Source organism: Corynebacterium jeikeium (assembly GCA_003955985.1).
Classification (GTDB): Bacteria; Actinomycetota; Actinomycetes; order Mycobacteriales; family Mycobacteriaceae; genus Corynebacterium; species Corynebacterium jeikeium_D.
The window spans coordinates 2,067,295-2,092,761 of sequence record CP033784.1; the positions used below are offsets into that span (position 1 = coordinate 2,067,295).

A 25,467-nucleotide genomic window follows, 5' to 3' on the forward strand; every position below is an offset into this window, starting at 1 on the left:
ACTCCTCAATCTAAGGATCACCATGAACAGCCTCATTATTGACGGGCTTGAGAAGTCCTACGGAGACCTGCAGGTTCTCCGTGGCATGAGCTTCCAAGTTCACCCTGGAGAAATCTACGGCTTCGTCGGCTCTAACGGTGCCGGCAAGACCACCACTATGCGCATTGCCCTGGGCGTGCTGGCCACCGATAAAGGCGAGGTGCGCATCGGCGATACCCCGATGAATGACTCGCTGCGCCGCACGATTGGCTACATGCCAGAAGAACGCGGCCTCTACCCCAAGGCTGAAGTCCGCAAGCAGCTGATTTACTTTGCTCGCCTACACGGTGTGCCCACCAAGCGCGCGGAATCCAATGCCGACAACTTGTTGGAGCGCCTCGGTCTCACCGAGCGTGCCAACGACAAGGTCGACACGCTCTCGCTCGGCAATCAGCAGCGCGTGCAGCTGGCAGCCTCCCTCGTCCACGACCCAGAAATACTAGTCCTCGACGAGCCCTTCTCTGGTCTCGACCCAGTTGCGGTCAAGGTGATGAGCTCCGTACTCAAGGAGTACGCCGACCGCGGCACCCCGATTGTGTTCTCTTCCCACCAGCTCGACCTTGTCGAGCGCATGTGTGACCGCGTCGGCATCATCCGCGACGGCCGCATGCTCGTGGAAGGCACTGTTGATGAGCTGCGAGCACGGGGCCCACGGGCTTTCGTCGTCAAGCTCGATGGTGCGCCCCAGGATTGGGCGACCTCCGTCGAGGGCGTGACAAGCGTGGAGCGTGATACCCATGGTGCCACCGTCGTTCACCTCGATTCCAACGCCCCCGCCGACACCGACCAGAAGCTGCTACACAGCGCGATGGCAGCGGGAACGGTCCGTTCGTTTGGACCTCTGCAAATTCCACTTACCGAGCTCTACCAGGAGGCCGTACAGCAATGAGCACCAACACTTACAACGCCTCAACGGCCGTCAAGACTGTTTTCGTCCGCGAACTCCGCGAGCATCTGCTGAAGAAAAGCTCGCTAATCACGCTCATCATCATGGCAGTGGCGGCCGTCGGCGGTATCTTCGTTGCCGACTACATGACCTCCAAGTCCGATAATGACACCGTAAAAATCGCGGTCGTCGGAGAAGCGCCGTTCGCGGACTCTCTCGCCGACGCTACCGCCGAAATAAAGGATGCTGAAGGCGCGGATGCCGCAGCCGGCGCATTTGCCACAGCATCGCTCTCACCGTTGGAGATTACGTCCGCGGCAGACGACAAGGCCGCTCGCGCTGCCGTCACCGACGGCGACGCCGACGCCGCTCTCGTCCCCGACACCGCAGAAGGCAAGGAGGGCTCGTGGAAGCTGCTTGCCGACGACGCCCCATCCTGGCTGGCCCCAATGCTGCAGGAATCGCTGCAGAAACAAAATGAAGCCATGCTGCTCAGCGAAAACGGAATCAACCCCAGCGAGTTTTTCTCCAAGACTCAAAGCGCAGCCGTGTCGGTGGAGTCGCTGGATGAAGCCAAAGACGAGAAGATGCCCGCAGTGGTCATCACACTGATTGGTGTGATGGTCATGATGACCGCCATCCTCGTCTTCGGCGGCGCGGTGGCCACCAGCGTCATCGAGGAGAAGTCCTCCCGCGTCATCGAGATCATTCTCTCGACCGTTCGCCCGGCGCACCTGCTGGCTGGCAAGATCCTCGGCGCCGGTCTGGCTGGCATCATCATGATGAGCGTGCTGACCGCCAGCGCCGCAGTTGCCCTCATGATTACCGGATTGGCGGAGAGCTTCGATGTGCCGTGGTCCGCAGTCTGGCTGCTGGTCCCGTGCTTCATCCTCGGTTACTTCTTCTTCGCCGCGCTGTATGCAGCCTCCGCATCCTTGGTCAGCCGTATGGAAGATTTCCAGGGCGCACAGATGCCGGTACTGGTGTTCTCGCTGATCACGATGTATGTTCCGCTGTTTGGCTGGAGCAAGCTGGACTCTACCGTCATGCAGATTGCAGCGTGGATTCCACCGGTTTCCATCACCACTGCCCCGATGCAGTACGCCGTTGGCAACTTCTCCGCACTCCAGTTGGCGGCTTCGCTGCTAATCATGGTTGTGGGAGTAGCCGCAGTCATCGCACTCGCCGCCTGGATCTACCCGCGCAATGTCCTGCGCACCGGTGCCGCGGTCAGCTGGAAGAAGGCTCTGACAGCCAAGAGCTGGCCCCAGCCCTGCCCAAAAGAGCGTGACTCCTTCGGCCACGGTCACCTAAAACCGAATAATCGTCAATCGCGTAGTTTGCTCAGCGCACCTTATAGGCCTTTGCGCAGCGCACCTTATAGACCATGGTCCGCCGCAAACTGCGCGATTTTTCCTGTCTCGCCATAGGAGGTCTGCGCCCCCACGCCTGTCGCCGCATGAGCCGAGACCACCGCCGCAAGACGAGCTGCCGTCACCACATCATCGCCCGCGGCCAACGCGGTGAGGACCGTACCCATGTACGCATCACCGCAGCCCGTGGTGTCCACGACCTCGATGGGCAGCGCTGGAATGCGAGTGACTGCCACCTCGCTTTCCGACGTCCTCAAGACCGCAGACCCCTCCCCGCCAAGTGTGACAATGGCCGTGGAAATCCCGTGTTCGTCGGCAAGCGCGCGCCCAACCGCATCCCACTGACCGTGCTCGCAACCGGCGACCGCGCGCTCGGAGCCGATGATGGCTGCGAGTTCGTGCTCGTTGACAATGAGGACATCGACCAGCGCGAGCAGATCCTCACTGACCGCCCGAATCGGCGACAGGTTGAACACCACCGGCACACCCGCATCGTGGGCAATCTGTGCGGCGGCCAGGACAGCCTCATCACAAATCTCCAGACACAGACCGAGGCACCCAGCCCGCTGAATCTTGTCCGCATGACTGCGCACCATCTCAGCATCGACTTCACCATTGGCGCCAGCGGAGATGACAATGAAATTCTCCGCCGCATCATCAACGACAATCATGGCTGTACCAGTGGCAGAGTCGACGGTCTCAACTGCAGAGATGTCCACGTGAGCGTCGGTAAGCGCGTCGCGCAGCAACTGCGCATTGGGATCCGAACCGACCGCGCCGACCAGTTCCACGGCCGCGCCCAGTCTTCCAGCCGTCGCCGCCTGATTCGCCGACTTACCGCCCGGCAGAATGCGCAGAGGACTGCCCTCGATAGTCTCGCCACCATGCGGCAGGCGCTTCACGGTGACGGTCAGGTCTGCGTTGATGGAACCGACGACACATACGTTTGGCCTCTGTTCAGCCAGCTCGGTGAGGCGCTCAGTAATCGGCATTGGTTCGACTCCTCGGTAGTGCGGACACGTTTTTTCCGACAATAGCGCTACCCCTTTCCGCCCACCATCAACTAAGCCGGTTTACCCCTTGTTTACTACCGTGGAGGTATGGCTAGAATCAGCGCCCAACAAGTAATAGATACCGTCCTCGACCACGGAAGTTTCACATCCTGGGACGGCGCGCCCGAGCACGGCAACATCGACGAGGCCTACCGCGGCACACTGTCCCGCGCCGCTGAGAAAACCGGTCTCGATGAGGCCGTTATCACCGGCGAAGGCACCGTCGGCGGCAAGCGCGTCGCCGTCATCTGTTCTGAGTTCGGCTTCCTCGGCGGTTCTATCGGCGCCGCAACCGCTCGTCGTATTATTCGCAGCATCGAGCGCGCGACTGCGGAGCAGCTGCCCCTGTTGCTCTCCCCGACCTCGGGCGGCACTCGCATGCAGGAGGGCACTGCGGCGTTCGCGCTCATGATCTCTATTACCACCGCAGTGGCGCGCCACAAGGATTCTCACTTGCCATTCCTGGTGTACCTGCGCAATCCCACCACCGGTGGTGTCATGGCGTCGTGGGGGTCGGCAGGCCACTTCACCTTCGCAGAGCCCGGCGCACTTCTCGGCTTCCTCGGCCCGCGCGTCGTCGAGCTCGCTACCGGCGAACCCATGCCCGAAGGCGTTCAGACCTCCGAGAACCTGTTCAAGCAGGGCATTATCGACGGCATCATTCCGCTCGAAGGTCTGCGCGGCGCTGTCCGCCGCACCATCGACGTGCTTGCCGACGGAGACCCCAGCGAACCCACCCCACCGCCAGTAGCAGCCATTGACGGTCGCGATACCTGGGAAGCTATCCTGCGCACCCGCGATACTTCTCGTCCAGGTGGCGGCGATATTATCGATGCCCTTGTCGACTGCTCCGTGCCAATCTCCGGCACCGGCGATGGCCACAAGTCGCTGTCGGTTCGGGCTCGCCTGGCGCGGATTGGTGAGCGGCCGGTGATTCTGGTCGCCCAGGATCGCCATAACCAGCCGCCGCTGGGCACGCATCCAATGGGGCCGGGCTCACTGCGTTTTGCCCGCCGTGCGATGCGCATCGCGGAAAGCCTGAACATTCCGCTGGTCACGGTCATTGACACCCCAGGCGCTGAGTTGACCAAGGACGCCGAGGAAAATGCCATGGCCGGCGAGATTGCCCGCACCTTGACCACGCTGGTGAACTTGAAGGTTCCGACCGTGTCACTCATTCTCGGCCAGGGCTGCGGTGGCGGTGCGCTGGCCATGCTGCCCTCTGACCGCGTGCTGGCAATGCACGATGCCTGGATGTCTCCGTTGCCGCCGGAGGGTGCTTCGGCGATTATCTACCGAGACACCGAGCATGCCCCGGAAATGATGGAGGAGCAGGGCGTTGGCGCCGAGACCATGCTGAAGACCGGGGTTATCGACGAGATTGTGGCCGAACCTGAGAATCCGGCCGAACTGCCCCGCCGTGCTCTGAGTGCTATCGAGCACGCCCTCTGGGAGCTAGAGAAGAATCCGGCTCGCGTTGGCCGTGAGCAGCGTTTCGACCACTACCGTCGCTTCGCGCTGAGCGAGTAAGGGGGCTGGGGCCTGGTGTGGGGCTGGTTTGGGCCTTCAGTCCCCACCCCAACCTCAGAAAGCAAGAAAGTGACTGAGTTTATGACACTTTTGGGCAATTTTTCACGCCTGAAGTGTCATAAACGCAGTCACTTTCTTCGCCGGAAATCCTGCAAACCGCCGACGGAGGGATGAGCAGGAACCGCGAAGCGGAGCGAAGCTCAGCCGGCCAACAGAGCTAGCATGCGGACTTCTACTTAACGTCCAACAGGTCGATGACGAAGACCAGGGTCTTACCAGACAGGAAGTGTCCTGCACCAGCCGGGCCGTAAGCTTTCTCCGGAGGGCAAATCAGCTCGCGACGACCGCCGACCTTCATGCCCGGAATGCCTTCCTGCCAACCGGCAATCAGGCCGTTCAGCGGGAACTCGATGGACTGGCCACGGTTCCAGGAAGAGTCGAACTCTTCACCGGTTTCGTAGTCAACACCCACGTAGTGGACCTCGACACGAGCACCCGGGGTGGCCTCCTTGCCGTCACCGACAGTGAGGTCGTTGATGACGAGTTCCGTCGGAGCCGGACCGGACTTAGCAGTGAGTTCTGGCTTGGACAAGACAATCTCCTATCACGGTTGGCTTTTTCACAGTTGGTATTCAGCCCAACGTAAATGGACCCAACTTAAATGGGGTTTCTTAGAATTCTAGGAAAAATAAAAGGCGCGTACCAACCTTTCGAAGGCTAGTACGCGCCTTTTCGCGTTTTCAACGCTGGACTTTTCTATGCTGGGTTACCTGCGAGAAACTCCTACGCGGTAATCGCTAGAAAATCCTTAGCGCTGGTCGCGCGGAACGAAGTCACGCTCGGTCTCGCCGGTGTAAATCTGGCGAGGACGGTTGATCTTCGATGCCGGGTCAGTGACCTGCTCGTTGAACTGAGCGATCCAGCCCGGGAGGCGGCCGATGGCGAACAGGACGGTGAAGAAGTCCGTCGGGAAGCCCATGGCGCGGTAAATCAGACCGGTGTAGAAGTCAACGTTCGGGTAGAGCTTGCGGGAGACGAAGTAGTCATCAGCCAGTGCAATCTCTTCCAGCTTCATAGCCAGATCCAGCAGCTCGTCGCCGCCGAGGTGCTGGAGCACCTCGTGAGCGGTCTTCTTAGCGATAGCTGCACGCGGGTCGTAGGACTTGTAGACGCGGTGACCGAAGCCCATCAGGCGGACGCCCGGCTCCTTGTTCTTCACGCGGTTCATGAACTCGGTTGCGTCGCCACCGTGGTTCTGCTGGATGTCCTCGAGCATCTCCAGAACAGCCTGGTTAGCGCCACCGTGCAGCGGGCCAGACAGAGCGTTGATACCAGCAGCGATGGAGACGAACATGGAAGCGCCGGAGGAAGCGACCATGCGGACGGTGGAGGTGGAGCAGTTCTGCTCATGGTCAGCGTGCAGGATGAGCAGCTTGTCCAGAGCGTCAACCACTACCGGGTCAACCTCGTAGTCAGCGGTCGGGTAACCGAACATCATGCGCAGGAAGTTCTCGCGAGCGTTCAGGTTGTTGTCCGGGTACATGTACGGCTCACCCTTGGATGCGCGGTAAGCGTATGCAGCCAGCATCGGGACCTTAGCCATCAGGCGAACCGCAGCCAGGTTGCGCTGCTCTTCGTTCAGCGGATCCAGCTCGTCCTGGTAGTAGGAAGCCAGAATGTTGACCGAGGAAGCCAGGGTCTGCATCGGGTGTGCGCCACGCGGGAAGATGCTGAATGCGCGACGGAAGTCCTCGTCCAGCAGGGTGTGGTGACGAATGTCGTGGTTGAACTGCGCAAGCTCTTCCTCAGACGGAAGGTGGCCGTGAATCAGCAGGTAGGAAACCTCGTTGAAGGTAGCCTTCTCAGCCAGCTGCTCAATCGGGTAACCGCGGTAGCGCAGAATGCCGTTACCGCCGTCGATGTAAGTGATCTTGGACTCGGTAGAACCGGTGGCGGTGTAGCCTGGGTCAAAGGTGGTCAGTCCAGTTTCCTGGAGCATCTTGCCCAGTGCGATACCGTCGTTACCCTCGGTTGCCTTGACGATGTCCATCTCGAACTCGCCGCCCGGGTAGTGGAGTACAGCTTTGCCGTCTTTAGTAGCCACAACTTCCCTTTCACAGAAAAATTTTTCTTAACGACTCCAGAGTGCGGGGGAAGCAGGCACAGCGGAAAACAGCATGCTGCCTCCCAACTCCACGCCACCCCTTCGGGGTCGCATTGTTTTCAATGATTCAATTATGCGCGACATTTGCGTTCCATTGCATCTTGCCCTGTGAAAAAAGTTTGCTTAGTTCACATCGACCGTGTCGTAACCATAAAGAACCGACACCTGCAGTGGATTAGAACACACAATATCAAAGAGTGTGAGCAGTGCAACACCCTCTACCCCATTCGGGCAGCCTGGGCTTACCCAATCTTGACCCCTCTTCACCCCGAAATGCAAATGGAAAAAACGGGTTTATTACGTTGTCACTGCTCATTTACTAATCAGGAGGTCGGGAGCCCATTCAGCGGCCAATGTCTTTAAAAGTTCAAAAGCCATCGAGCCGACGCCCGAAAACACATCGACTAAATCCACAATAATTCACCCCTCGCCGCCCGCCCGAGGCCCCACACCGCCAAGTTTTCAGCACCAACAAAACTGGAAAAAAATCTTCGCAAACTTTGCAAATACGCCAATCCACCCTGTTTTGTTATGCAAAGTACGGAAGCGGGGGCAATTGAACCCCACCCTTTTGCTATAAGTACCCCCGATTACCGCTAGAGTTTGAAGACAACGGCTGTATATCAAGCTTCACTTTGAATGCACTTTGAAAGGTTGCGCCTCATATGAGCGATCAATTCCCAGTCCTCCCTGAAGAGTTCCAGCCCGGCGACGGCCGCTTTGGTTGCGGTCCGTCGAAGGTTCGCCCGGCACAGATTCAGGCAATCGTTGACGGCGGTACCTCTATCATGGGTACCTCCCACCGTCAGCCGGCAGTGAAGAACGTTGTTGGTGAGGTTCGCGAGGGTCTGGCTGAGCTCTTCCAGCTTCCGGACGGCTACGAGATTGTCCTGTCCCTCGGCGGCGCAACCGCTTTCTGGGATGCTGCCACCTTTGGGCTCATCGAGAAGAAGTCCGCTCACCTGACTTACGGTGAGTTCTCCTCCAAGTTTGCCAAGGCCTCCAAGATGGCTCCGTGGCTCGACGCTCCGCAGATCATCGAAGCAGAGCCGGGTTCCGCACCTGAGGTTGTCGCTGGCGAAGAGGGCGTTGACCTTATTGGTTGGGCTCACAACGAGACCTCCACCGGCACCATGGTTCCGGTCACCCGCCCGGCAGGCTCCGAGGGCCAGCTCGTGGCTATCGATGCCACCTCCGGTGCCGGCGGCCTCCCGGTCGACATGTCCCAGGCTGACGTCTACTACTTCTCCCCGCAGAAGTGCTTCGCTTCTGACGGCGGCATCTGGTTGGCTGCAATGTCCCCGGCTGCCATCGAGCGTATTGAGAAGATCAATTCTTCCGACCGCTTCATCCCGGCTTTCCTGAACCTGCAGACTGCCGTTGATAACTCCCGCAAGAACCAGACCTACAACACCCCGGCCGTCGGCACTTTGCTGATGCTGGCTGATCAGGTCAAGTGGATGAACGCCAACGGCGGCCTCGACGGCATGGTTGCCCGCACCACCGAGTCCTCCTCCCACCTCTACAACTGGGCTGAGAACCGTGCGGAGGCAACTCCGTTCGTCACCGATGCTGCAAAGCGCTCGCTGGTCGTCGGCACCATCGACTTCGAGGACAACATCGACGCCGCACAGATTGCCAAGGTTCTGCGCGCCAACGGCATCCTCGACATCGAGCCGTACCGCAAGCTGGGCCGCAACCAGCTGCGCATCGGTATGTTCCCGGCCATCGACCCGGAGGACATCCGTCGTCTGACTGGCGCTATCGACTGGGTTCTGGACAACGGCTACGCTGCAAAGTAACAGCCAAATACCGGCCTCAGCCGCATAACTCCCGCGCCACGCGCAAGGGCATTGCCCCATTTGTCCGTGACGCGGGAGTTTTGTCGTTTACCATGATTAGTGAGCATTACTTATAACGTCGACCAACAAGGAGGTTCTCGCATGAGGGAGCTGAAGCCCGTTCTGGACGGCGATGTGACCGATTCACTGATTCTCGTTCCCGCCGATATCACCGAGCAGGAACGGCAGGAGGGACTTCGCTTCACGCTGCCTCTCGACGAGAACCTGCGCACTTTCCTGGTCGAGCACTTCGAGCTCGCCGATGCCACTGGTTCCCCTGCTGTAGCTGATTCCGCATCGCTTGCCGACGGATCCAGCGCCGCCACCGCCACTGCCAGCGGTAGCTCTGGGGAGAGTGCTACCGCAGAGAGGGGCTCCACCGACGGAAGTTCCACTAGTGGCAGCACAGCGGAAGCCACCACCGCAAGCGGCGACGCGGCCGAAGGCAGCGAGGCGGCCGGCAACTCCGCTACGGCAGGCGGGGCACCGAAGAAGACTCCAACGGCACCGAAGCCAGTTCTGGAAGAGCCCCGCGTAGTTTTGTCGCCGCGCGAAATCCAGGATCGCATTCGCAGCGGCCAGACGGTGGAGGAGCTCATTGAGTACAGCGGCATGCAGCCGCGCAAGATTGAGTCCTTCGCCTACCCGGTGCTTGCGGAGCGCGCACGTATTGCGGAGCTCGGCAAGCAGTCGAAGCCACGTCGCATTGATGGCCCGGCCAAGTTGTCCCTGTGGGAGATTCTCGCCACCGCTTTTGCCGCCCGTGGCCAGGAACTCGCCGATGCCTCGTGGGACGCCTACCGCGACCCGAGTGGACAGTGGATTGTGACGGTTACTTGGAATGTCGGCCACACCACCAACGTAGCTGAGTGGAGTTACCAGGCGGAGGGACTTTCCGCGCTCACCATTGCTCGCAATGAGCTGGCAGCAGAGCTGATTGACCCCGACTTTGCCCGCCGCAACCGAGACTTGGCTCCGCAGGCCAATCGAGCTGCTGATACCGCGGATACCTCTGAGATGCCAGCCGCATGGCAGTCTTCGGCGGAGCCGCAGCGAGGCCACGGGGAGCAGGATGTTCCGTCGCAAAGCGATGCCGCCGACGACGATATTGACGAGGCGGAGTTCTTGCAGCACCCGGACGCGGAGCAGCCGAAGCGCAAGAAGAAGACTGTCATGCCGTCGTGGGAGGATGTGCTACTCGGCGTACGTCCGAACGGCCCGAAGAAGTAGGAGTTTCCCTCGACAATGAGCTCCATGACCAGTGGCAACGCTTCTGATTTCGAATTCTCCGCGATTCGCCGCGGTGTAGTCACGATTTGGTTTATCAGCACCAATGACCCTGCTGCGACCCTGGAGACAGGTGTTCAGCATGACCGCGGTTTCGGGCGTCGTTTCCTAGCTCTCTATGACTCGACGTTGCCGGTAACACCGATTGGTGATTTCCCGCTCAACCGCTCGGCGGAAACCGGTGACGGTGAATACTACATCGGTGGATTTGAGGGCGTTGCCGTACTGCAGACGGTTCTCGATGATGTCTCGCAGCTGTCCAAGCTGTCGCCTCGTCTGCGCCAGGAGATTGCCGCCACGGACGTCTACGCGAGTGTGTCGAATAAATCCACGGGCTTCGGTGCCTTTGCGCATTGGCACGATGGTGAGCTCAAGCGTGCTTTCTCCGCTACTCGCTACCGCACACTGGAAGACATCGGTCTTCCCTGCCCCGCAGAGGGCAGCTTCTGGGCGGGCAAGCACCGCCCGCTGCCCGATGCTTTCGAAGGTACGGGTTCACGTCCACGCGAGGGGGTCGGTTTGCCGTTCGTTCCGGCAGAGCTTGCCGACGCCGTCATCACCGACTGGCTCGGATTCGACCCGCATTCGCCCGCTACCGATATCCCTGTTAGTGGTTTTGCGGTGGATGGCCGTCGTGCGGCTCCCGGGGCTTCGTATTCGACGTCTCGTAGTCCACGCGGGCTAATGGGTGAGCCGGGTTCGTCCGAGTCTGGCGCAGAGCTTGACCGCGCCTACGACGACTACGAAGTTCACAACGCAGAGCCGAACCGAGACTTTCTGGAGGAGCTCAGTCGCTTTGGGGCTAAGGCCAAGAACTTCGCTGGCCGCACCTGGCAGCGGGCGCGAGGCAAGTTCGGGAAATAGTTTCTACCGCCCTGCGCGCTGCGACTGAACGCGCAGTCGCTCGTAGAACGCGATCGCCGCGGAGGTAGCCACATTCAGGCTGTCAGTTCCCGGTGACATGGGAATGCGAGCACGCACATCGGTGGCTGCCATCGCGTGCTCGGTAAGCCCCTGCCCCTCAGCGCCAACGAGAATCGCGACCTTGTCCGTGTCCATGGCATCCCACAGGTCCACCGTGCCCGCAGGGGTCATCGACACCACGCGGAAGCCCTGCTCTTTGAGCTGGTCCAGGCTTCGCTGCCAGGTGGTCGTAGTACCGGGCAGAGTCGCAAATGAGACTGTCAGCACATGCCCCATGGAAACGCGCACGCTGCGGCGATACAGCGGATCGGCGCAGGCCGCGCCGAAGACGACCCCATCCACGCCCATGCCCGCCGCGTTACGGAACAGGGCTCCGATGTTCTCGTGGTCACCGACTCCCTCCATCACGGCCAAGGTGGTGGCTCCGCTCAGAACTTGGTCCACCGATAGCTCCGGCGCGCGGTCAGCGGTGGCCAGAAGGCCGCGGTGAAGATCAAATCCGGCCGCTGCGGCCAGAACCTCGCGGTCGAGTTCAAACCAGGGCACCGTTTCCGCAATAGCGGCCTCGCTCGCGGTCAGTCCGTCGGCAAGCGATGCGAGCTTCTGGCGAGTACCAAAGACTGCGCGGAGCGGAAAGCGTGAGCGCACTAACCGCGGCACAATGAGCGTGCCTTCGGCGATGACCAGCCCCTTCCCACCGGGCAAATCGGGGCGGGAATCGGACTTGTTGAGGTTGCGGATGTCATCGAGACGGCTGTCGGCGGGATCGTCGACGACGATGGGCGCAAAGCGTTCGAGGGATGTGGTGGTACTCATGGAAACTCTTTAGCCGCCCAGCAGAGCGGTGAACGGATCGGCGGCGAAGTAGATGATGAACAGGCCGGAGACAATCCACATCAGCGGATGTACGGACTTGGCACGACCCGAGAAGATAGCCATCGCAGCAAAGGTGATGAAACCGATGCCGATACCATTTGCAATCGAGTAGGTAAACGGCATGGTGACAATAGTCAAAAATGCCGGCAGTGCGATGTCGAAACGGGTGAAATCAATCTCGGTAATCTGCCCGATCATCATGGCACCGACGATGACCAGCACTGGCGCGGCAGCCTCGATGGGCACGATTTCATAGAGCGGGGTGAAAAACATCGCTGCCAGAAAGAGGATGCCGGTGACAATGTTGGCAAGGCCAGTGCGTGCACCATCGGCGATGCCCGCTGCGGAGTCCACAAAGACGGTGTTCGACGAGGAGCTGACTGCACCACCGACAATGGCACCGGTGCCTTCGACAACCAGTGCGCGCTTCATGTCCGGCAGCACACCGTCTTCATCGACAAGTGCGGCCTGCTTGCCCAGACCAGTCATCGTGCCCATGGCATCGAAGAAGTTCGCCAGGACCAAGGTAAACAGCAGCATGGTGGCGCTGAGGGCACCGACGCGGGCAAAGGATCCGAAAAGATCCACAGCTCCAACGAGGGACAAGTCCGGCATGCCGCCTACGCGGTCCGGCAGAGTCGGTACCGCAAGATTCCAACCGGTCGGCACTGGCTTGCCATCAGCGAAGGAGGGGCCCGCATCCGTCAAGGCCTCGACTGCGAGCGCAATGATGGTATTCAGCACGATGCCGATGAACAGGCCACCTGGAATATTGCGGACAACCATGATGCCGCAGATAATCAGCCCGAGGACGAACACGGCGGTCGGCCACGAGGCAATCTGACCATTGATGCCGAGCTGCACCGGAACAGTCGTGTCAGCGGCATCGGGAATACGGCGAACCAGGCCACCGTCGACCAGACCAATCATGGCAATGAATAGGCCGATACCCACACTCATCGCGGCCTTCATATCGGACGGAATCGCGTGGAAGACAGCTGTGCGGAATCCGGTCAGCGCCAGCAGCACGATAATCACGCCGTCCAGCACGACCAGGCCCATCGCTTCTTCCCAGGCCAGCCCCTCGTTAGCAACGAATGTCACGGCAACCAGGGTGTTGATGCCCAGGCCCGTCGCAATGCCGAAGGGGTACTTGGCAAAGAGACCAAAAGTAATGGTCATGACACCCGCGGCGAGCGCGGTGACAGCGGCGACCTGTGGTATCCCCAGGCTATTGCCGTTGACATCCTCGATATTGCCGAGGATCAGCGGGTTGAGCAGAATGATGTAGGCCATCGCGAAGAAGGTCACTACGCCACCGCGAATCTCGGTCACGGTCGTCGAACCGCGCTCCGTGATGTGAAAATAGCGGTCCACTGCCGAAAGATGGCTCCCCTTCCGTGCAGGCTTGGAGTCCTTCGCCTCATCTGAGGATGTTGCAGAGGTGGACGTACCTTTGTCCATTTTTTATGCCTCTCTAGAGTCTCTTTACTATCCGTGTCACGTGTTTATCCGTGTCAGAGCGGAATTTTTGTGCCGAAAACCGTAACGGTGCAGTCTCTGGGGCCACGGTGGCGTCGAAACTGCACCTTCTTCGTCATCGCGTTTGCCTAGGTGGAAAGCTACAGGTGGGAATCCTGGTAGGGTTCCGCCACCGGTGCACCCTGCCCCGTTACTTCCGGGATAGCTGAGTGAGCACCGCAGCCGTGGTCAAAGCTTACGGCCGTGGCATCGAATGTCCATTCGTTAACGCACACGCCCCAGTTCTTACCGAGCGGCCCGGTCAGCGGGACCATAAAGGCGCAGGTTCGGCAACGGTGCAATGCTTCCCGAGCAAAGTCACTCTCGGGGCCGGTATCGCCCTCTTCCCAACGCTGCTCGGTGTCTTCCACACCACGCGCCGACAAGGTGCGGGTCTGCAAGTCATCGCCGTCGAGTCGCTCATCTCCCACTGCAGCCGGCAACAAATCGCGTGGACCGAGGTCACCGGGGCGCAGCCGCTCCTCGTAGGGCACCCATTCAGGCGCCTGCAGCGCGGTTTCGCCAGGGACAAGAGCCACTTCACTGACCGTCGCCTGTTGAGTGCCCGGCGCGCACGCGACCACCACATGCCACTCCCAGCCCCTGTATCCGGGCAGGTCAGCCGCAAAACGATGCACCGCAACGCCCTCGCCTACGACACTTACACCGGTGTGCGCGCCGGCAGGCCCCTCCCCGAGCTCTTCAATAGCGGTACGGGCAGTGTCGACCGCCTGGTGATTCATCACCTTCCCCCGTCGGCGGCTGTTTCGGGAACGTCGTCGATTTTCAGTCACGTTTCCTATCCTAGAGTGAAGCTATGGACAGATTCCCGTCGGGCGATGCAAAACTCGCCCGCCCTTTCCACTCATCACGCTTTACGACGGTCCGAGCTGCCATCCTCTCCGTGGCAACTGCCGCCCTATTGGCCGGCTGTGCGGCTGAAACTGGTTCAGGTGGCGATCCCTCAGGCGAGGCCCCTTCTAGTGGAGCTAGTGCGGACTCGAACTCCGGCACCGCCCCAAGGTCGACTTCGGCATCGGTTAATCCCTCCGAGCTGGTCGGTGCCGATAAGGTGCCGGGGCTCGGTGACGTTCCGACACTGAAACTGGCCATCGAGCAGTCCTATCCTGTCTTGGCTCCACCACTTCCCACGGAGAAGAATGTCGCTGCGCCTTTTGTCCAGGGCCTTGAGTTCGAACCCGATGGTTCTTTGTTGATGGGCACCGGCCTCTACGGTGAGTCCCAGATTTACCGATTACCGCAGTGGCTCGACAACTCTGCAGCCGAGCCGACCAACGTGGAAGATTTACAGCCTGAACTCTTCGGCGAGGGGATTACCCGTCATGGAGATACCGTGTGGCAGCTGACGTGGAAGGAAGGACGCGCCATTGAACGCGACGCGGCTACTCTCAAGCAGCGTCGCGAGGTTCCCTTCGACACCGAAGGCTGGGGCGCGTGCTCCTTCGAGGACACCATCGTGACCTCCGACGGCAGTGGCACCCTCACTTTCCGCGCCCCCGATGACCTCTCTTCCCAGCGTCAACTGCCCGTCACTGCAGCAGGTACAGAGACAACGTGGCTCAACGAACTCGAGTGCGTCACTGTCGACACCGACATAGCCCCGGACGCAGCTCCGGACGAAGCACCAGCGGACACGAGCGATTCAAACAACCAGAGCAACGCGGACGGACCAAACTCCCCGCAATCGCACCGCGAGATTTGGGCCAACGTCTGGCAGAGTCCATTCATCTACCGCATCAACCCGGAAGACGGAAAGGTCACAGGCATCGTCGATGCCACCGAGCTCTTCCGCGACTTGTACGCGCAGCTCTCCCCGGCAGAGCAAAACAGTATTGATGTGCTCAACGGCATTGCTCTATTGCCGGATTCTTCCTCTACCTCCCCCAATGGCCCCCGCCAGTTCCTGCTCACAGGGAAGAAATGGCCCACGGCCTACCGTGTTACCGTGAGTGAATAGCAGTATCTAGCCCGAGAACGGCTAGTGTGACTGAACGTAGCTTCAATTCCGTTACGAATGTCGGGAAGTGAGAGTTGATGGGATCGAGTAGGCGCCGCTGGCAACAGAATAGTAAGGCGTTCATGGTTGTCGGCGCTATTGTCGTGGTGGGTCTTGTCGTCACCGGCATTGTCCTTGCCGTCAATAAGTGGACCAACCAGGCAATCGACGACCCGCACGCGCTGTCCATCGAGGTCATTCAGGACGGCGAAACCACAGAGGTTCTTCCCTACCGTGTCTGCGACCTCTTTGAGAAGAATGCCTGCACCACGACTGAGGCCAACGCCGCCAAGATCTCCCTGGGCGAGCAGGAGACAGCTGAGGTTAACGTCGGCTCCACTGTTGGCTCTAACTCTTGGACTCTGCAGCGTTTCTTCTCCGACGATGCGGTCAACTCCACCTCTCGCAAGGATCCGGGCGAAGCCACGACCGAGACCATCGCCGGCTCCGCAGCTGTTGCCGGCAAACGCACCCCACTCGGGGTCGTGGAGGTTTCCACCGCGCTCATCGGAAAGAACTCCGAGGGTGAAGAGACCACCTACGGTATTACTTGGTCGATCGTCAACGAACAGTCGTAAAGCACAGCAAAACGCCCGCTCACTGAGGTTATCCACCTTCGTGAGCGGGCGTTTTTCACATCTTCTACCGACTTACGAGTCCAGCTCGCGCGCGACCGCACGCAGGACTTCAGCCATCTGGTGGCCGTCCTTACGCTCCGGGTAACGCCCGGCGCGCAGGTCACGCTGCACCGTCGACTCCAGCATGGAAATCATGTCCGAAATCATGCCGTTGAGATCGCTGGGGCTGTGCTTCTTTGCTTGACGACGGGCTCCTGCGCCCCCACCTGCCCCGCCACGGCGGTGACGGGCACCGCGCGGTCCCTCGTCGAGCACCTTGATCCGGAGAGCCTGCGGGCCTGGGCGGCCGTCAGCGTAGTCGTACTCCAGGCGCTGACCAGTTACGAGTTCTTCCACGCCTTTCGGCAGCACGTTCCTGCCGATGTAGACATCTTCACCGTCCGGATTCGAAACGAAGCCAAAACCGCGATCCTTGTCGTACCACCTGACCTTACCGATGGGCACTTTCCACCTAACCTTCCCGTGCCCTGTGACTGGGGGCACTCAACCTCGTTCCCCTTGTGCAGCGGTGACTGCCCTTCGGGGTCTTCGGATCGGAGATGCAATTCTTCCGCATTTGCCACCGTCCTCGCACGCACAAATGGCCAGAGTTAGAGGCTCGCTCGGGGCGAGCTTGGCCAGACAGGACCGCGAGGATATGCCAGGCCGGGTGCTGTCTTAATGGTGTTCCTTTAATTAAGGTGCGACCAAAACAGGACGCACTCCAACCGGGAACACATTATTTATTACTGCTTACTAGTGCGAAGTGGCGGCAGCGGTAGCGGCGTGCATGTGCACGTCACCTCCGATTACCTAAAGAACTCAATTATACCCATAGATGGGGACATAAAGGGAAGACGGATCTGTGTGAAGCGAGCACTCTCGCGGATTGACGCACCGAGACGGCAACTAACTGCCAGCGTTGGTTCTTTATGGCTATCTCTTATGGCCATCCTTCTCAGTGCATGCGGCGCGCCAAAACCGGAAAAATAACAAGACGATAACGTGAGCTTTATCACATTTTGAAGTTTTAACTTACACAACACCAATAACAGTCACGTCTTTTACCTGCAGTTTCACCTACTTTTATGTATATTTCCCACCTGCGCTCAAAATTAAGAATCCGGCGATTCGCGTGACTATTTCGTTATCAACCGCTACGGTGTGCAATCGACGCGTTTAACGGACGAAGTCGCATAGATCGCCTTCATCTCACTCCAGTGCGATGACATCGGCCCGTTATCAACAACGTGAAGAACTTTCCATAAGAGTGAGATGGGGTTGCATTAGCCCCACTGGCGCCACAAAGAAAATCGACGAAAAGGAAATTTTCATATGGCTCGCCACGCAGCTAAGACCAACACCTTCGCTTCCACTTCGGCAAAGGTTGCACTGACCGGCGCAATCCTCGGTGCCGGTGCCGCTATCTTCGCACCGACCGCTTCTGCAGCTCCGGACTCCGACTGGGACCGCCTGGCACAGTGTGAGTCCGGTGGCAACTGGCACATCAACACCGGAAACGGCTACTACGGCGGTCTGCAGTTCTCCGCAAGCACCTGGAACGCTTTCGGTGGTAACGAGTTCGCTTCGACCGCTGATCAGGCTTCCCGCGAGCAGCAGATCTACGTTGCTGAGAAGGTCCTGGCTCAGCAGGGTTGGGGCGCATGGCCGGCTTGCTCCGCAAGCCTGGGTCTCTCCTCCGGCCCGACCGATCGTCCGCACCCGAGCCAGGGCTCCGCTCCTGTTCGCGCACAGGCCGCTCCGGCAGCTGCTGCTTCCGACTCCAAGACCGACCTGGTTCAGCAGTTCGCTGACCGCCTGTCCAACGTCGACAGCCTGTCCGACGCTCAGGCACTCATCGCTGAGTTCCGTGCACTGACCGGCGAGGTTGAGCTCCCGCAGGAACTGGTCGCAGCCATTCCGTTCGACCTGTCGAAGCTGCAGGGTCTGATCTAAGACTTTCGAGCTAGCCAGCTCATCACAGTAGCCCCGAGGGTAATCCCCTCGGGGCTACTTTTTGCCTTCCGCAGATTGGCGGTGCCGACCCAATGCGAGTTAGTGACTGCGTGAATTACTGTCTGCGTTTATGGCTGGCAACGGCGTGCCAACGCGAGTTAGTGACTGCGTTTATGACAAAAATGGCCCGAAAAATGGCTTGAAAGTGTCATAAACTTACACAGTTTCACATTTGCAGCCCGCATCCATGGGGCCATTCCGGTGGATTAACCGGAAACGGGCTTGAATAAGCCCCCGCCCACTTCAAGCCCCCACTTCAAGCGCCCCTACTCAAGCCCCCGCCCCGAGGCCACAGATGTGAAAACCCGCAGCCATGACTGAACTAGCAGTCACGGCTGCGGGCCTCCAGCAGATGTAGCTCTGCTAAGAACCTAAAAGATTACTTGTTAATCACCGTGGTCGGGTGCACGTAACCCAGAGTCTCCGGATCAACCGGGAACTCAATGTCGCCGAAAGGCGAATCTGCACCAGCGTGGTGAGCAATCAGTTCAGTAACAGCGTGCTGACCAGGCTCGAGGTCCTTCGGCCAGCCGGGATCGACATAGGATTTCTTTGCAACGTTAGCCATGCTGAGATTATCCCAAAAATTTTCTCCCCAGTCACCTTCTCCCCTCCTTAAATCTCACTAAAGTGGGGATTGTCATGACTAGCACCACCCCCTTTGCACTCTTTTCCGACTGGCTGGCAGGTCAACCAGACCAATTTGTGGGCACTATCCTCAGCAATCGCCCCGATGCGCTGTCGCCACCGCCGAAGTCTTCCCAGGTGCTAGCGGCAAGGCTCCAGCTCCGCGCTTCTGTCTCCCGCGCGCTGACCAGACTGCCCGCACTGGAGCTCGCCTGCATTGAGGCCGCCGCCGACCTCGGTGCTGACGCCGAACCCGTCACTGCGGACGCCCTCATCGACTACATTCTCGACTTACTCTCTCGAGCAGAGGTTCCCGCCAATCAACGGCCCACGGCCACGCATATTCGGACAAGCCTCGATACCCTGCGCGAATACGGACTCATCTGGGGCAACGGTCCCGGCCCCCGCGGCACCTTCACCGGCAAGTCCACCCGCAAGAAGCCTCTGCCCTGGCAGGACTACTTCTGCCTCAGCGATGAGGTCGCCACCTCGTTGCCACCTGGCTGGTATCTTCTGCCCAATCCCGATGGCCCCAGCCGCAGCCAGCTACGCACGGCACTCACCGAGGTCACAGACAGGCAGCAGCGTCTCCTGGATACCCTCGCCAACTCCGGAGGGCTCGGCGTCACAAAGGACGCTCATCCGGATGCCGACCCTTCACTGCCGGTCCCAGCGCTCATCAACGCCGGCCTGCTCGAACGCATCGACGAGGGCACCGTCCGCCTGCCCGCCACCGTTCGCGCGCTTATGCGTGGAGTCGGGCTTGCCGACGACGACGTCCCCCTGCGCCCCGAAACCCCCGCTACCCACGCGATCGCCAGCGGTAACGACCGTGCTGCCGCCACTGCCTGGGAAACTTTGCGACAGGCGACTGACCTGCTGGACTTGCTGGGAACCGACCCCGCGCCGACCTTGAAAAACGGTGTCATCGGAGTGCGGGAAACCCGCAGTCTCATCGAGGAGCTCGGCGTCGACATCTCGGAGTTGGCTCGCGGCGTGGCTAATCTCAGTGCAGCGGGCCTGGTTCATGTCGGTACTCCACATCCGCTGCCACTGCACGACAGCGGTGGTGACTATTTCGCCCCCACGCTGGCAGCCGACGGCTTCCTCGACGCCGACCTGGTTGACCGGTGGGTGAGTTTGACGGTCGGCACTCGCACTAGCGACGCAGCTCCCTGGCGGGTCGACCAGCTCAATGAGGAAGGCAAGCGCATTGCTCTACTCTCCCCACAAGCTCGGCTCTCCGGGGTACCGTCAATCCGGGAAATGGTGCTGGCCTGCTGTGCGCAGGTGGCGTCGTCGGCAAGCGACAACGACATCGTTGCTCTGACTGACCTGCGTGAATGCGCCGCCTACTACTACCCGATTACCAACGCGAGGTGCACGGACGAGACGCTCAGTGGCGTGGTCGACGAGCTGGTCGCCCTCGGCATCGTCGTGCGGGACCCGGGCGTGGAAACGATTTCCGTCGGCCTTAGCGAGGTCGGCAAAGCCATGGTCGCGCTCATCGAATCCGGTACCGCCGAGGCCTTCGACGATCTGCGTGCCGCCTGTAACAACCTCTTGCCGCCGAACGCCTCGTACCTGATGGTTCAGGCGGACAACACCATCGTCGTACCGGGCCCCGCATCCCCGGAGATGGAACGCATGCTCAGTTCGATTGCGCAGCTGGAATCTCCCGGCCTCGCCAGCGTCTACCGCGTGACCGAAGACAGCCTTCGCGATGCCCTCGACGCCGGCATCAATGCCGCCGATATCTCGGAGTTTCTTTCGCGCTACGCCGTCGGCGAGGTGCCGCAGTCCATTACCTATTTGCTTGACGACGTCGCCCGCCGCCACGGTCGTCTCCGCGGTGGCCCCGCAGCTTCGTTTATCCGCTGTGACGACCCGGCCCTGCTGGCCTCATTCCAGAGTCACCAAGCTGGACAAAGCCTGGCGTTGCGGAAGATTGCCGAAACGGTGCTAATTAGCCAGGCCCCGCTTGCCCAGGTGATTGAGACCGCTAGAAATGCGGGCTTTTCCATCATCGCCGAAGATGCAGAGGGTTTGGTGCTGGATCTCGGTCTCGCTCCCTGCCGCATTGAGGCGCCAGCTCCGGTGCCCACTGCGCGTACAACGATGCCCGAACCGGAACGCATCAGCCAGGCGTTGACGGCTATTGCCGATGGCAACCGTGCTGCTGAGCACGCCGGTAGTTCCAGTGGCGCTACGGCCAGTGGCAGCACTGCTGGGGTCTCTGACTCGGCTGCGGATTCGACGACAGGTACGGGCACAGCTGCCGGTGCCAGCACTAGCACCGGTGGCACGAGCGACTACGCCTCCGGCACCGAAGCATTCAAGCTCCTGCAGCGCGCGGCTCGCCACGGTGACGACCTGTATTTGAGCTACGTTGACCGCAACGGCAAACCCGGCCGCAAGCGCGTGCGCCCAGTCACAGTCTCCGGTGGGCAGGTCGATGCAATCGACCCGGCCACCAGCCAAGTGCTGCGCTTCCTGCTGCATCGCATTACCGAAGTACATCCTGTCGACTAGGCGGCGGGCGCGCGGACCGTCGTAAAGCGATGCAGAAGCGAATGTGGCGGTTCGGGATGATTCGAGCCCGTGCCGCATCTTCTGCGTAATCGTGGCAGAATTGACCTTTAGCTTATTTTTGGTCGAATGTCTGCGAGGCGAGGAAATAATGGGTTTCGGTACGGGTCCGCTGATCGTCCAATCGGACAAGACGGTGCTGCTGGAGGTCGATAATCCGGAGGCGGATGCGGCACGCGCGGCGCTGGCACCGTTCGCGGAGCTCGAACGTGCTCCTGAACATGTGCACACCTACCGCATCACCCCGCTGGCGCTGTGGAATGCTCGCGCCGCCGGTCACGACGCGGAGCAGGTGGTCGATGTCCTCGAGCGCTTCTCCAAGTTCCCCGTCCCACAGCCGCTGCTTATCGACGTCGCGGAGACCATGGACCGCTATGGTCGCCTGAGCCTGACCAAGCATCCAGCTCACGGCCTTATTCTGGTCTCACACGACCCTGCGGTACTGGCCGAGGTGACCAAGCACAAAAAGATACGTCCGATGCTCGGTGAGCAAATCGATGCCGACACCTGGACCGTGCACCCCTCCGAGCGAGGCCGTATCAAACAGGAGCTGCTGAAGGTCGGCTGGCCGGCCAATGACACCGCCGGATACATCGACGGTGAGGCACACGCCATCGCTTGGCAGGATCAGGGCACCGGAGGCCACGACACCTGGGAACTGCGCGACTACCAGCGCATGGCGGCTGATTCCTTCCGCGAAGGTGGCTCCGGCGTCGTGGTGCTGCCCTGTGGCGCAGGCAAGACAATCGTCGGTGCGGCGGCCATGGTAGACGCGCAGCGCACCACTTTGATTCTGGTCACCAACACCGTCGCCGGCAGGCAGTGGCGCGACGAGCTGCTGCGACGCACCTCGCTGACCGAGGACGAAATCGGCGAGTACTCCGGCGAAAAGAAGGAAATTCGCCCCGTCACCATTGCGACCTACCAAGTGGTCACGCGCAAGACTAAGGGAGAATACCGCGCACTCGAGCTATTCGATTCCCGCGACTGGGGCCTCATCATCTATGACGAGGTCCACCTCCTGCCCGCTCCTGTGTTCCGAATGAGTGCGGATCTGCAGTCGCGCCGTCGACTGGGGCTCACCGCTACCCTGGTGCGCGAAGATGGCCGCGAGGGCGATGTCTTCAGCCTGATTGGCCCGAAGCGCTACGATGCCCCGTGGAAGGACATCGAAGCCCAGGGCTGGATCGCACCGGCTGACTGCGTTGAGGTCCGCGTGACCCCGACCGAGTCCGAGCGCATGCTCTACGCCACGGCTGAGGCCTCCGACAGGTATCGTCTGGCCGCAACGACGCCGACGAAGATTCCCGTCGTCAAGCAAATCCTTGCCCGACACGAGGGCGAACCCGCTCTGGTGATTGGTGCCTACCTGGATCAGCTCGAAGAGATCGGCGAAGAGCTCGGCGTCGACGTCATCGAAGGAAAGACGTCCAACGCCAAACGCGAGGAGCTCTTTGGGAAGTTCCGGCGCGGCGAGATCAACACGCTGGTGGTCTCCAAGGTTGCGAACTTTTCCATCGACCTTCCCGAAGCCTCTGTCGCCGTGCAAATCTCCGGCACCTTCGGTTCCCGACAGGAGGAGGCACAGCGCCTGGGGCGTCTCCTGCGCCCGAAGTCCGATGGTGGTGGCGCCGTCTTTTACTCGGTGGTGACTCGCGATACGCTCGATACCGAATACGCAGCTCACCGCCAGCGTTTCCTGGCGGAACAGGGCTACGCCTACCGAATCGTCGACGCAGACGAGTACCTCGGGCCCTCCCTGCCCGGTGATTCCACCGCTAGCTCGGAATCCTAGAAAACTGGATAACTAAAGGACTGCCATGAACTTTCACTTCCCCGTCAACCGCGAGCACACCAACGCCAACAACGAGTACTACCGCGATGCCCGCCGACTGCTCATCTCCTCCGGCATTTTCTCTGCTCTGCTGCTCGTCGGCGCTGTGCTGGTTCTAATAGTTTTCGACCGCACGCCGTTTGTTATCGGCAGCGCGGTTATGCTTTTCGCCCTCGCAGCTCTCTACGTCGGCGTTACCTTCCAGGTGCGACGCGCAATTAAGGATCCGCAAGAGCTTTACGACGAATCCCCGCTGGTTCCGGCCATGATTGCGCGTGTGGATGAGCGAACCATGGTGCTGATGACCTTGGTGGACATGCGTAAAGACCCCTCCGATGGCGAGCCCGTCCCGGCCCTGGCTACACGAACTGTCACCACGATTTCCGGGGTTCCCCGCCGTGTGGGCGCGAAGGTGCCAGCTGTTGCTGTGGCCGGTACGCACAAGAGCCGCACCGAGTTCTACGACGAGATCACCCCAGTGCCGCTCGCGTGGTCCACTCCAGACAAGTCAGTCATTGCCCAAGCCCAGCGCAATATTCCGGTCAACGATTGGAATGTGCTCGAACGCAACATCGACCGGGTGGAAGAGGTACACGCAACGAAGCGCAATCTCCTGCCGCTGCACTAGTCGGGGGCTGTTAGCCCCGACCTTTTGGCACTGAGCTGTTCTAGCCCCGCCCCCGATTTCCCTTAGCAGCGCTCCCCTCCGCGGTGCTCACATGCACAGCGAGAGCGCCATTAGGAACTGAAACGGGTTGACTAGCTCTTACCCCAGGACTCTTCGTTCTGCCGGTCAATCGCTTCCTTATCGTATTCACCTGCCGGGTCCTCTGGCAGCTCACGTTCCGTGTGAGTGGCCTCTAGAATGAACCGCGCCGCGTCCGTAATCTGCTCTCGCTGAACCTTTGGAACCGCAATCTGGTGAGTCGCCAAGAATACCGCCTGAGTGGCGTCTCCACCTGCCTCCTCGACCTTCTTCAGGTACTCGGTAGCTGGCCGAACAACAGTATCGCGGGAGGCCGCCTGAACGTGGACACGCATGCTTCGCGACGGCTCATGCAATCCCGGTGACACTTCCTTTGCCGAATCATCAGAGGTGCCGAAGAATGCCTGCAACCACACCGCAGGAGCACCACGCAGGTCTAGAGCCGGGGCAACGAGCAACAGAGCAACCGGAGTGTCTTGACTAATCTGGTCTACCGCGGAAACAACGTTGTGGCCGCCTGAAGAGACACCATAAAGAACTAACGGGTTCTGATCACTGATGGGCATTGCACCCAATTTTTGAAGCTGCAACGAATCATCTGCGACAGATGCGACTACCCGCGCAATGTCATAGACGGCCTCAGATACCTTATTCTCTGGTGCGAGCCGGTAATCCACGTCCACAACAATTGCGCCCGATCGGGCTGCCAGGGCAGCCATATTTGGGCCGAAGGAATTCTCACGCAGACTGCCGTCGCCCATCCAGAAAGCGCCGCCGTGTGCGGCAACTACCACAGACCCGGTTGGATCCTGTGGGACAAAAACCCGCACCGGAACGCTAGGACTATCCCCCACCGTCGTATCCGTCACCTCTACTTTGCCGTCGGCATACGCAAGGTATGGCGAGGAATGGTTGACGGCCGCCCCCAGGACCATCATTGAACCGTGAATGATGGCGTCTGGCATACGAGCGCCGCGGTCATTGACTGAAGCACGAGCCTTCTTAATGTCTTCCTCAGAGGCACCCAAGGGGACAACCTCGCTCAAGTAGGAATAGGCCGAGACGTGTTCTTCGAGCCATTCAATAAGCTGTTGTAGCTTACCTTCTTCGGTCGTTACGGGAGTGAAGTTGTCTTGAGCCTCGTCCTCAGAAGAAGCGAGGTTAACCACATCGGAGTTAGGTGTCTGATTAGTCATAGAGACAGTCTGCCACAGAGAGCCAACGAGGATTCACCAAAAGAGGAAACCGAGGATCCGATCGACGCTTAGTTAATTCCGTTTACCTGTGGGTAAAACAAAAGTGGGCCGCAGCACCCAACCCCACACGGGAACTGGCTACCACGACCCACAACAATAAACTTTTTATGCCGGCGGCGACCTACTCTCCCACACCCTCCCGAGTGCAGTACCATCGGCGCTGGTGGACTTAGCTTCCGGGTTCGGAATGGGACCGGGCGTGACCCCACCGCTAACACCACCGACAAAAACCAGGCAACAACCCATCCCCACCACAACAGGTGGGTGGTGTCATGCCAGACACTGAATAACGGACGCGAGCAAAAACCCTGT

General features: G+C 60.1%; 20 protein-coding genes, 1 rRNA gene and 1 pseudogene. 12 read left to right on the plus strand and 10 right to left on the minus strand.

Translation table 11 applies throughout. The features are described 5' to 3' along the window. The first annotated feature begins 22 nt into the window (after positions 1–22). Both EGX79_09155 and EGX79_09160 read left to right on the plus strand, forming a co-directional pair. The gene (locus tag EGX79_09155; protein ID AYX82334.1) at positions 23–928 is read left to right on the plus strand and encodes an ATP-binding cassette domain-containing protein; all 906 of its coding nucleotides are present in this window, start codon (positions 23–25) and stop codon (positions 926–928) included. After that, a pseudogene (locus EGX79_09160) lies at positions 925–2,187 on the plus strand (ABC transporter permease). Before EGX79_09155 ends, EGX79_09160 begins: the two are co-directional and overlap by 4 nt. Before the next feature lie 116 nt (positions 2,188–2,303). On the opposite strand, the gene EGX79_09165 reads toward EGX79_09160, so the two are convergent. Then, positions 2,304–3,290 carry a ribokinase gene (locus tag EGX79_09165; protein AYX82335.1) on the minus strand — a complete coding sequence of 329 codons (987 nt, stop codon included), beginning with the start codon at positions 3,288–3,290 and terminating at the stop codon, positions 2,304–2,306. A 108-nt stretch (positions 3,291–3,398) separates the two neighbouring features. Here EGX79_09165 and EGX79_09170 point away from each other — a divergent pair, with 108 nt between their 5' ends. Continuing rightward, positions 3,399–4,880: an acetyl-CoA carboxylase carboxyl transferase subunit alpha/beta gene (locus EGX79_09170; protein AYX82336.1), complete on the plus strand. Its 1,482-nt coding sequence runs from the start codon at positions 3,399–3,401 to the stop codon at positions 4,878–4,880. A 232-nt stretch (positions 4,881–5,112) separates the two neighbouring features. Here EGX79_09170 and EGX79_09175 read toward each other — a convergent pair whose 3' ends face one another. Then, positions 5,113–5,472 (minus strand): FKBP-type peptidyl-prolyl cis-trans isomerase, encoded by a 360-nt coding sequence (locus EGX79_09175; GenBank protein ID AYX82337.1) that lies wholly within the window; start codon positions 5,470–5,472, stop codon positions 5,113–5,115. 216 nt (positions 5,473–5,688) lie between these two features. Next, positions 5,689–6,984, minus strand: coding sequence for a citrate synthase (locus EGX79_09180; protein AYX82338.1), 1,296 nt, complete (start codon positions 6,982–6,984; stop codon positions 5,689–5,691). A 725-nt stretch (positions 6,985–7,709) separates the two neighbouring features. Here EGX79_09180 and serC point away from each other — a divergent pair. The 3 genes from serC to EGX79_09195 all read left to right on the plus strand — a co-directional run bounded on the left by serC (position 7,710) and on the right by EGX79_09195 (position 11,036). Then, positions 7,710–8,846, plus strand: a complete 1,137-nt coding sequence (gene serC, locus EGX79_09185; GenBank protein ID AYX82339.1) for a phosphoserine transaminase — start codon at positions 7,710–7,712, stop codon at positions 8,844–8,846. Positions 8,847–8,987: 141 nt separating this feature from the next. Beyond that, positions 8,988–10,115, plus strand: a complete 1,128-nt coding sequence (locus EGX79_09190) for a DUF3071 domain-containing protein (GenBank protein ID AYX82340.1) — start codon at positions 8,988–8,990, stop codon at positions 10,113–10,115. Positions 10,116–10,130: 15 nt separating this feature from the next. Next, positions 10,131–11,036 carry a hypothetical protein gene (locus EGX79_09195; protein ID AYX82341.1) on the plus strand — a complete coding sequence of 302 codons (906 nt, stop codon included), beginning with the start codon at positions 10,131–10,133 and terminating at the stop codon, positions 11,034–11,036. A 3-nt stretch (positions 11,037–11,039) separates the two neighbouring features. On the opposite strand, the gene EGX79_09200 is transcribed toward EGX79_09195, so the two are convergent. The 3 genes from EGX79_09200 to EGX79_09210 all read right to left on the minus strand — a co-directional run bounded on the left by EGX79_09200 (position 11,040) and on the right by EGX79_09210 (position 14,239). After that, positions 11,040–11,912, minus strand: a complete 873-nt coding sequence (locus tag EGX79_09200) for an RNA methyltransferase (protein ID AYX82342.1) — start codon at positions 11,910–11,912, stop codon at positions 11,040–11,042. A 9-nt stretch (positions 11,913–11,921) separates the two neighbouring features. Next, positions 11,922–13,436: an NCS2 family permease gene (locus EGX79_09205; GenBank protein ID AYX82343.1), complete on the minus strand. Its 1,515-nt coding sequence runs from the start codon at positions 13,434–13,436 to the stop codon at positions 11,922–11,924. A 158-nt stretch (positions 13,437–13,594) separates the two neighbouring features. Next, positions 13,595–14,239 carry a DUF3027 domain-containing protein gene (locus EGX79_09210; protein ID AYX82344.1) on the minus strand — a complete coding sequence of 215 codons (645 nt, stop codon included), beginning with the start codon at positions 14,237–14,239 and terminating at the stop codon, positions 13,595–13,597. Positions 14,240–14,310: 71 nt separating this feature from the next. Here EGX79_09210 and EGX79_09215 point away from each other — a divergent pair, with 71 nt between their 5' ends. Further along, complete coding sequence (locus EGX79_09215; GenBank protein AYX82345.1) at positions 14,311–15,471, plus strand: glutamine cyclotransferase; 1,161 nt, start codon at positions 14,311–14,313, stop codon at positions 15,469–15,471. Positions 15,472–15,593: 122 nt separating this feature from the next. Continuing rightward, positions 15,594–16,088 (plus strand): DUF2771 family protein, encoded by a 495-nt coding sequence (locus tag EGX79_09220; protein AYX82346.1) that lies wholly within the window; start codon positions 15,594–15,596, stop codon positions 16,086–16,088. A 72-nt stretch (positions 16,089–16,160) separates the two neighbouring features. On the opposite strand, the gene EGX79_09225 is transcribed toward EGX79_09220, so the two are convergent. Next, complete coding sequence (locus EGX79_09225) at positions 16,161–16,592, minus strand: cold shock domain-containing protein (GenBank protein ID AYX82347.1); 432 nt, start codon at positions 16,590–16,592, stop codon at positions 16,161–16,163. An 870-nt stretch (positions 16,593–17,462) separates the two neighbouring features. Between EGX79_09225 and EGX79_09230 the strand changes: the two genes are divergently transcribed. Then, positions 17,463–18,083: a resuscitation-promoting factor RpfA gene (locus EGX79_09230; GenBank protein AYX82348.1), complete on the plus strand. Its 621-nt coding sequence runs from the start codon at positions 17,463–17,465 to the stop codon at positions 18,081–18,083. Positions 18,084–18,522: 439 nt separating this feature from the next. Here EGX79_09230 and EGX79_09235 read toward each other — a convergent pair whose 3' ends face one another. Then, positions 18,523–18,711 carry a hypothetical protein gene (locus tag EGX79_09235; GenBank protein ID AYX82349.1) on the minus strand — a complete coding sequence of 63 codons (189 nt, stop codon included), beginning with the start codon at positions 18,709–18,711 and terminating at the stop codon, positions 18,523–18,525. Between the two features lie 74 nt (positions 18,712–18,785). Between EGX79_09235 and EGX79_09240 the strand changes: the two genes are divergently transcribed. The 3 genes from EGX79_09240 (at position 18,786) to EGX79_09250 (ending at position 23,821) form a co-directional block, all read left to right on the plus strand. Further along, complete coding sequence (locus EGX79_09240; GenBank protein AYX82350.1) at positions 18,786–21,302, plus strand: hypothetical protein; 2,517 nt, start codon at positions 18,786–18,788, stop codon at positions 21,300–21,302. Positions 21,303–21,450: 148 nt separating this feature from the next. Continuing rightward, positions 21,451–23,154: a DEAD/DEAH box helicase gene (locus EGX79_09245; GenBank protein ID AYX82351.1), complete on the plus strand. Its 1,704-nt coding sequence runs from the start codon at positions 21,451–21,453 to the stop codon at positions 23,152–23,154. A gap of 25 nt (positions 23,155–23,179) precedes the next feature. Continuing rightward, positions 23,180–23,821 carry a DUF3239 domain-containing protein gene (locus EGX79_09250; GenBank protein ID AYX82352.1) on the plus strand — a complete coding sequence of 214 codons (642 nt, stop codon included), beginning with the start codon at positions 23,180–23,182 and terminating at the stop codon, positions 23,819–23,821. Positions 23,822–23,952: 131 nt separating this feature from the next. Here the strand turns inward: EGX79_09250 and EGX79_09255 are convergent, their stop codons facing one another. Next, on the minus strand, positions 23,953–25,095 hold the full coding sequence (locus EGX79_09255) for an alpha/beta hydrolase (GenBank protein AYX82353.1): 1,143 nt from the start codon (positions 25,093–25,095) through the stop codon (positions 23,953–23,955). Positions 25,096–25,263: 168 nt separating this feature from the next. Further along, positions 25,264–25,380: ribosomal RNA gene (rrf, locus tag EGX79_09260) — 5S ribosomal RNA — on the minus strand. Between the last annotated feature and the right edge of the window lie 87 nt (positions 25,381–25,467).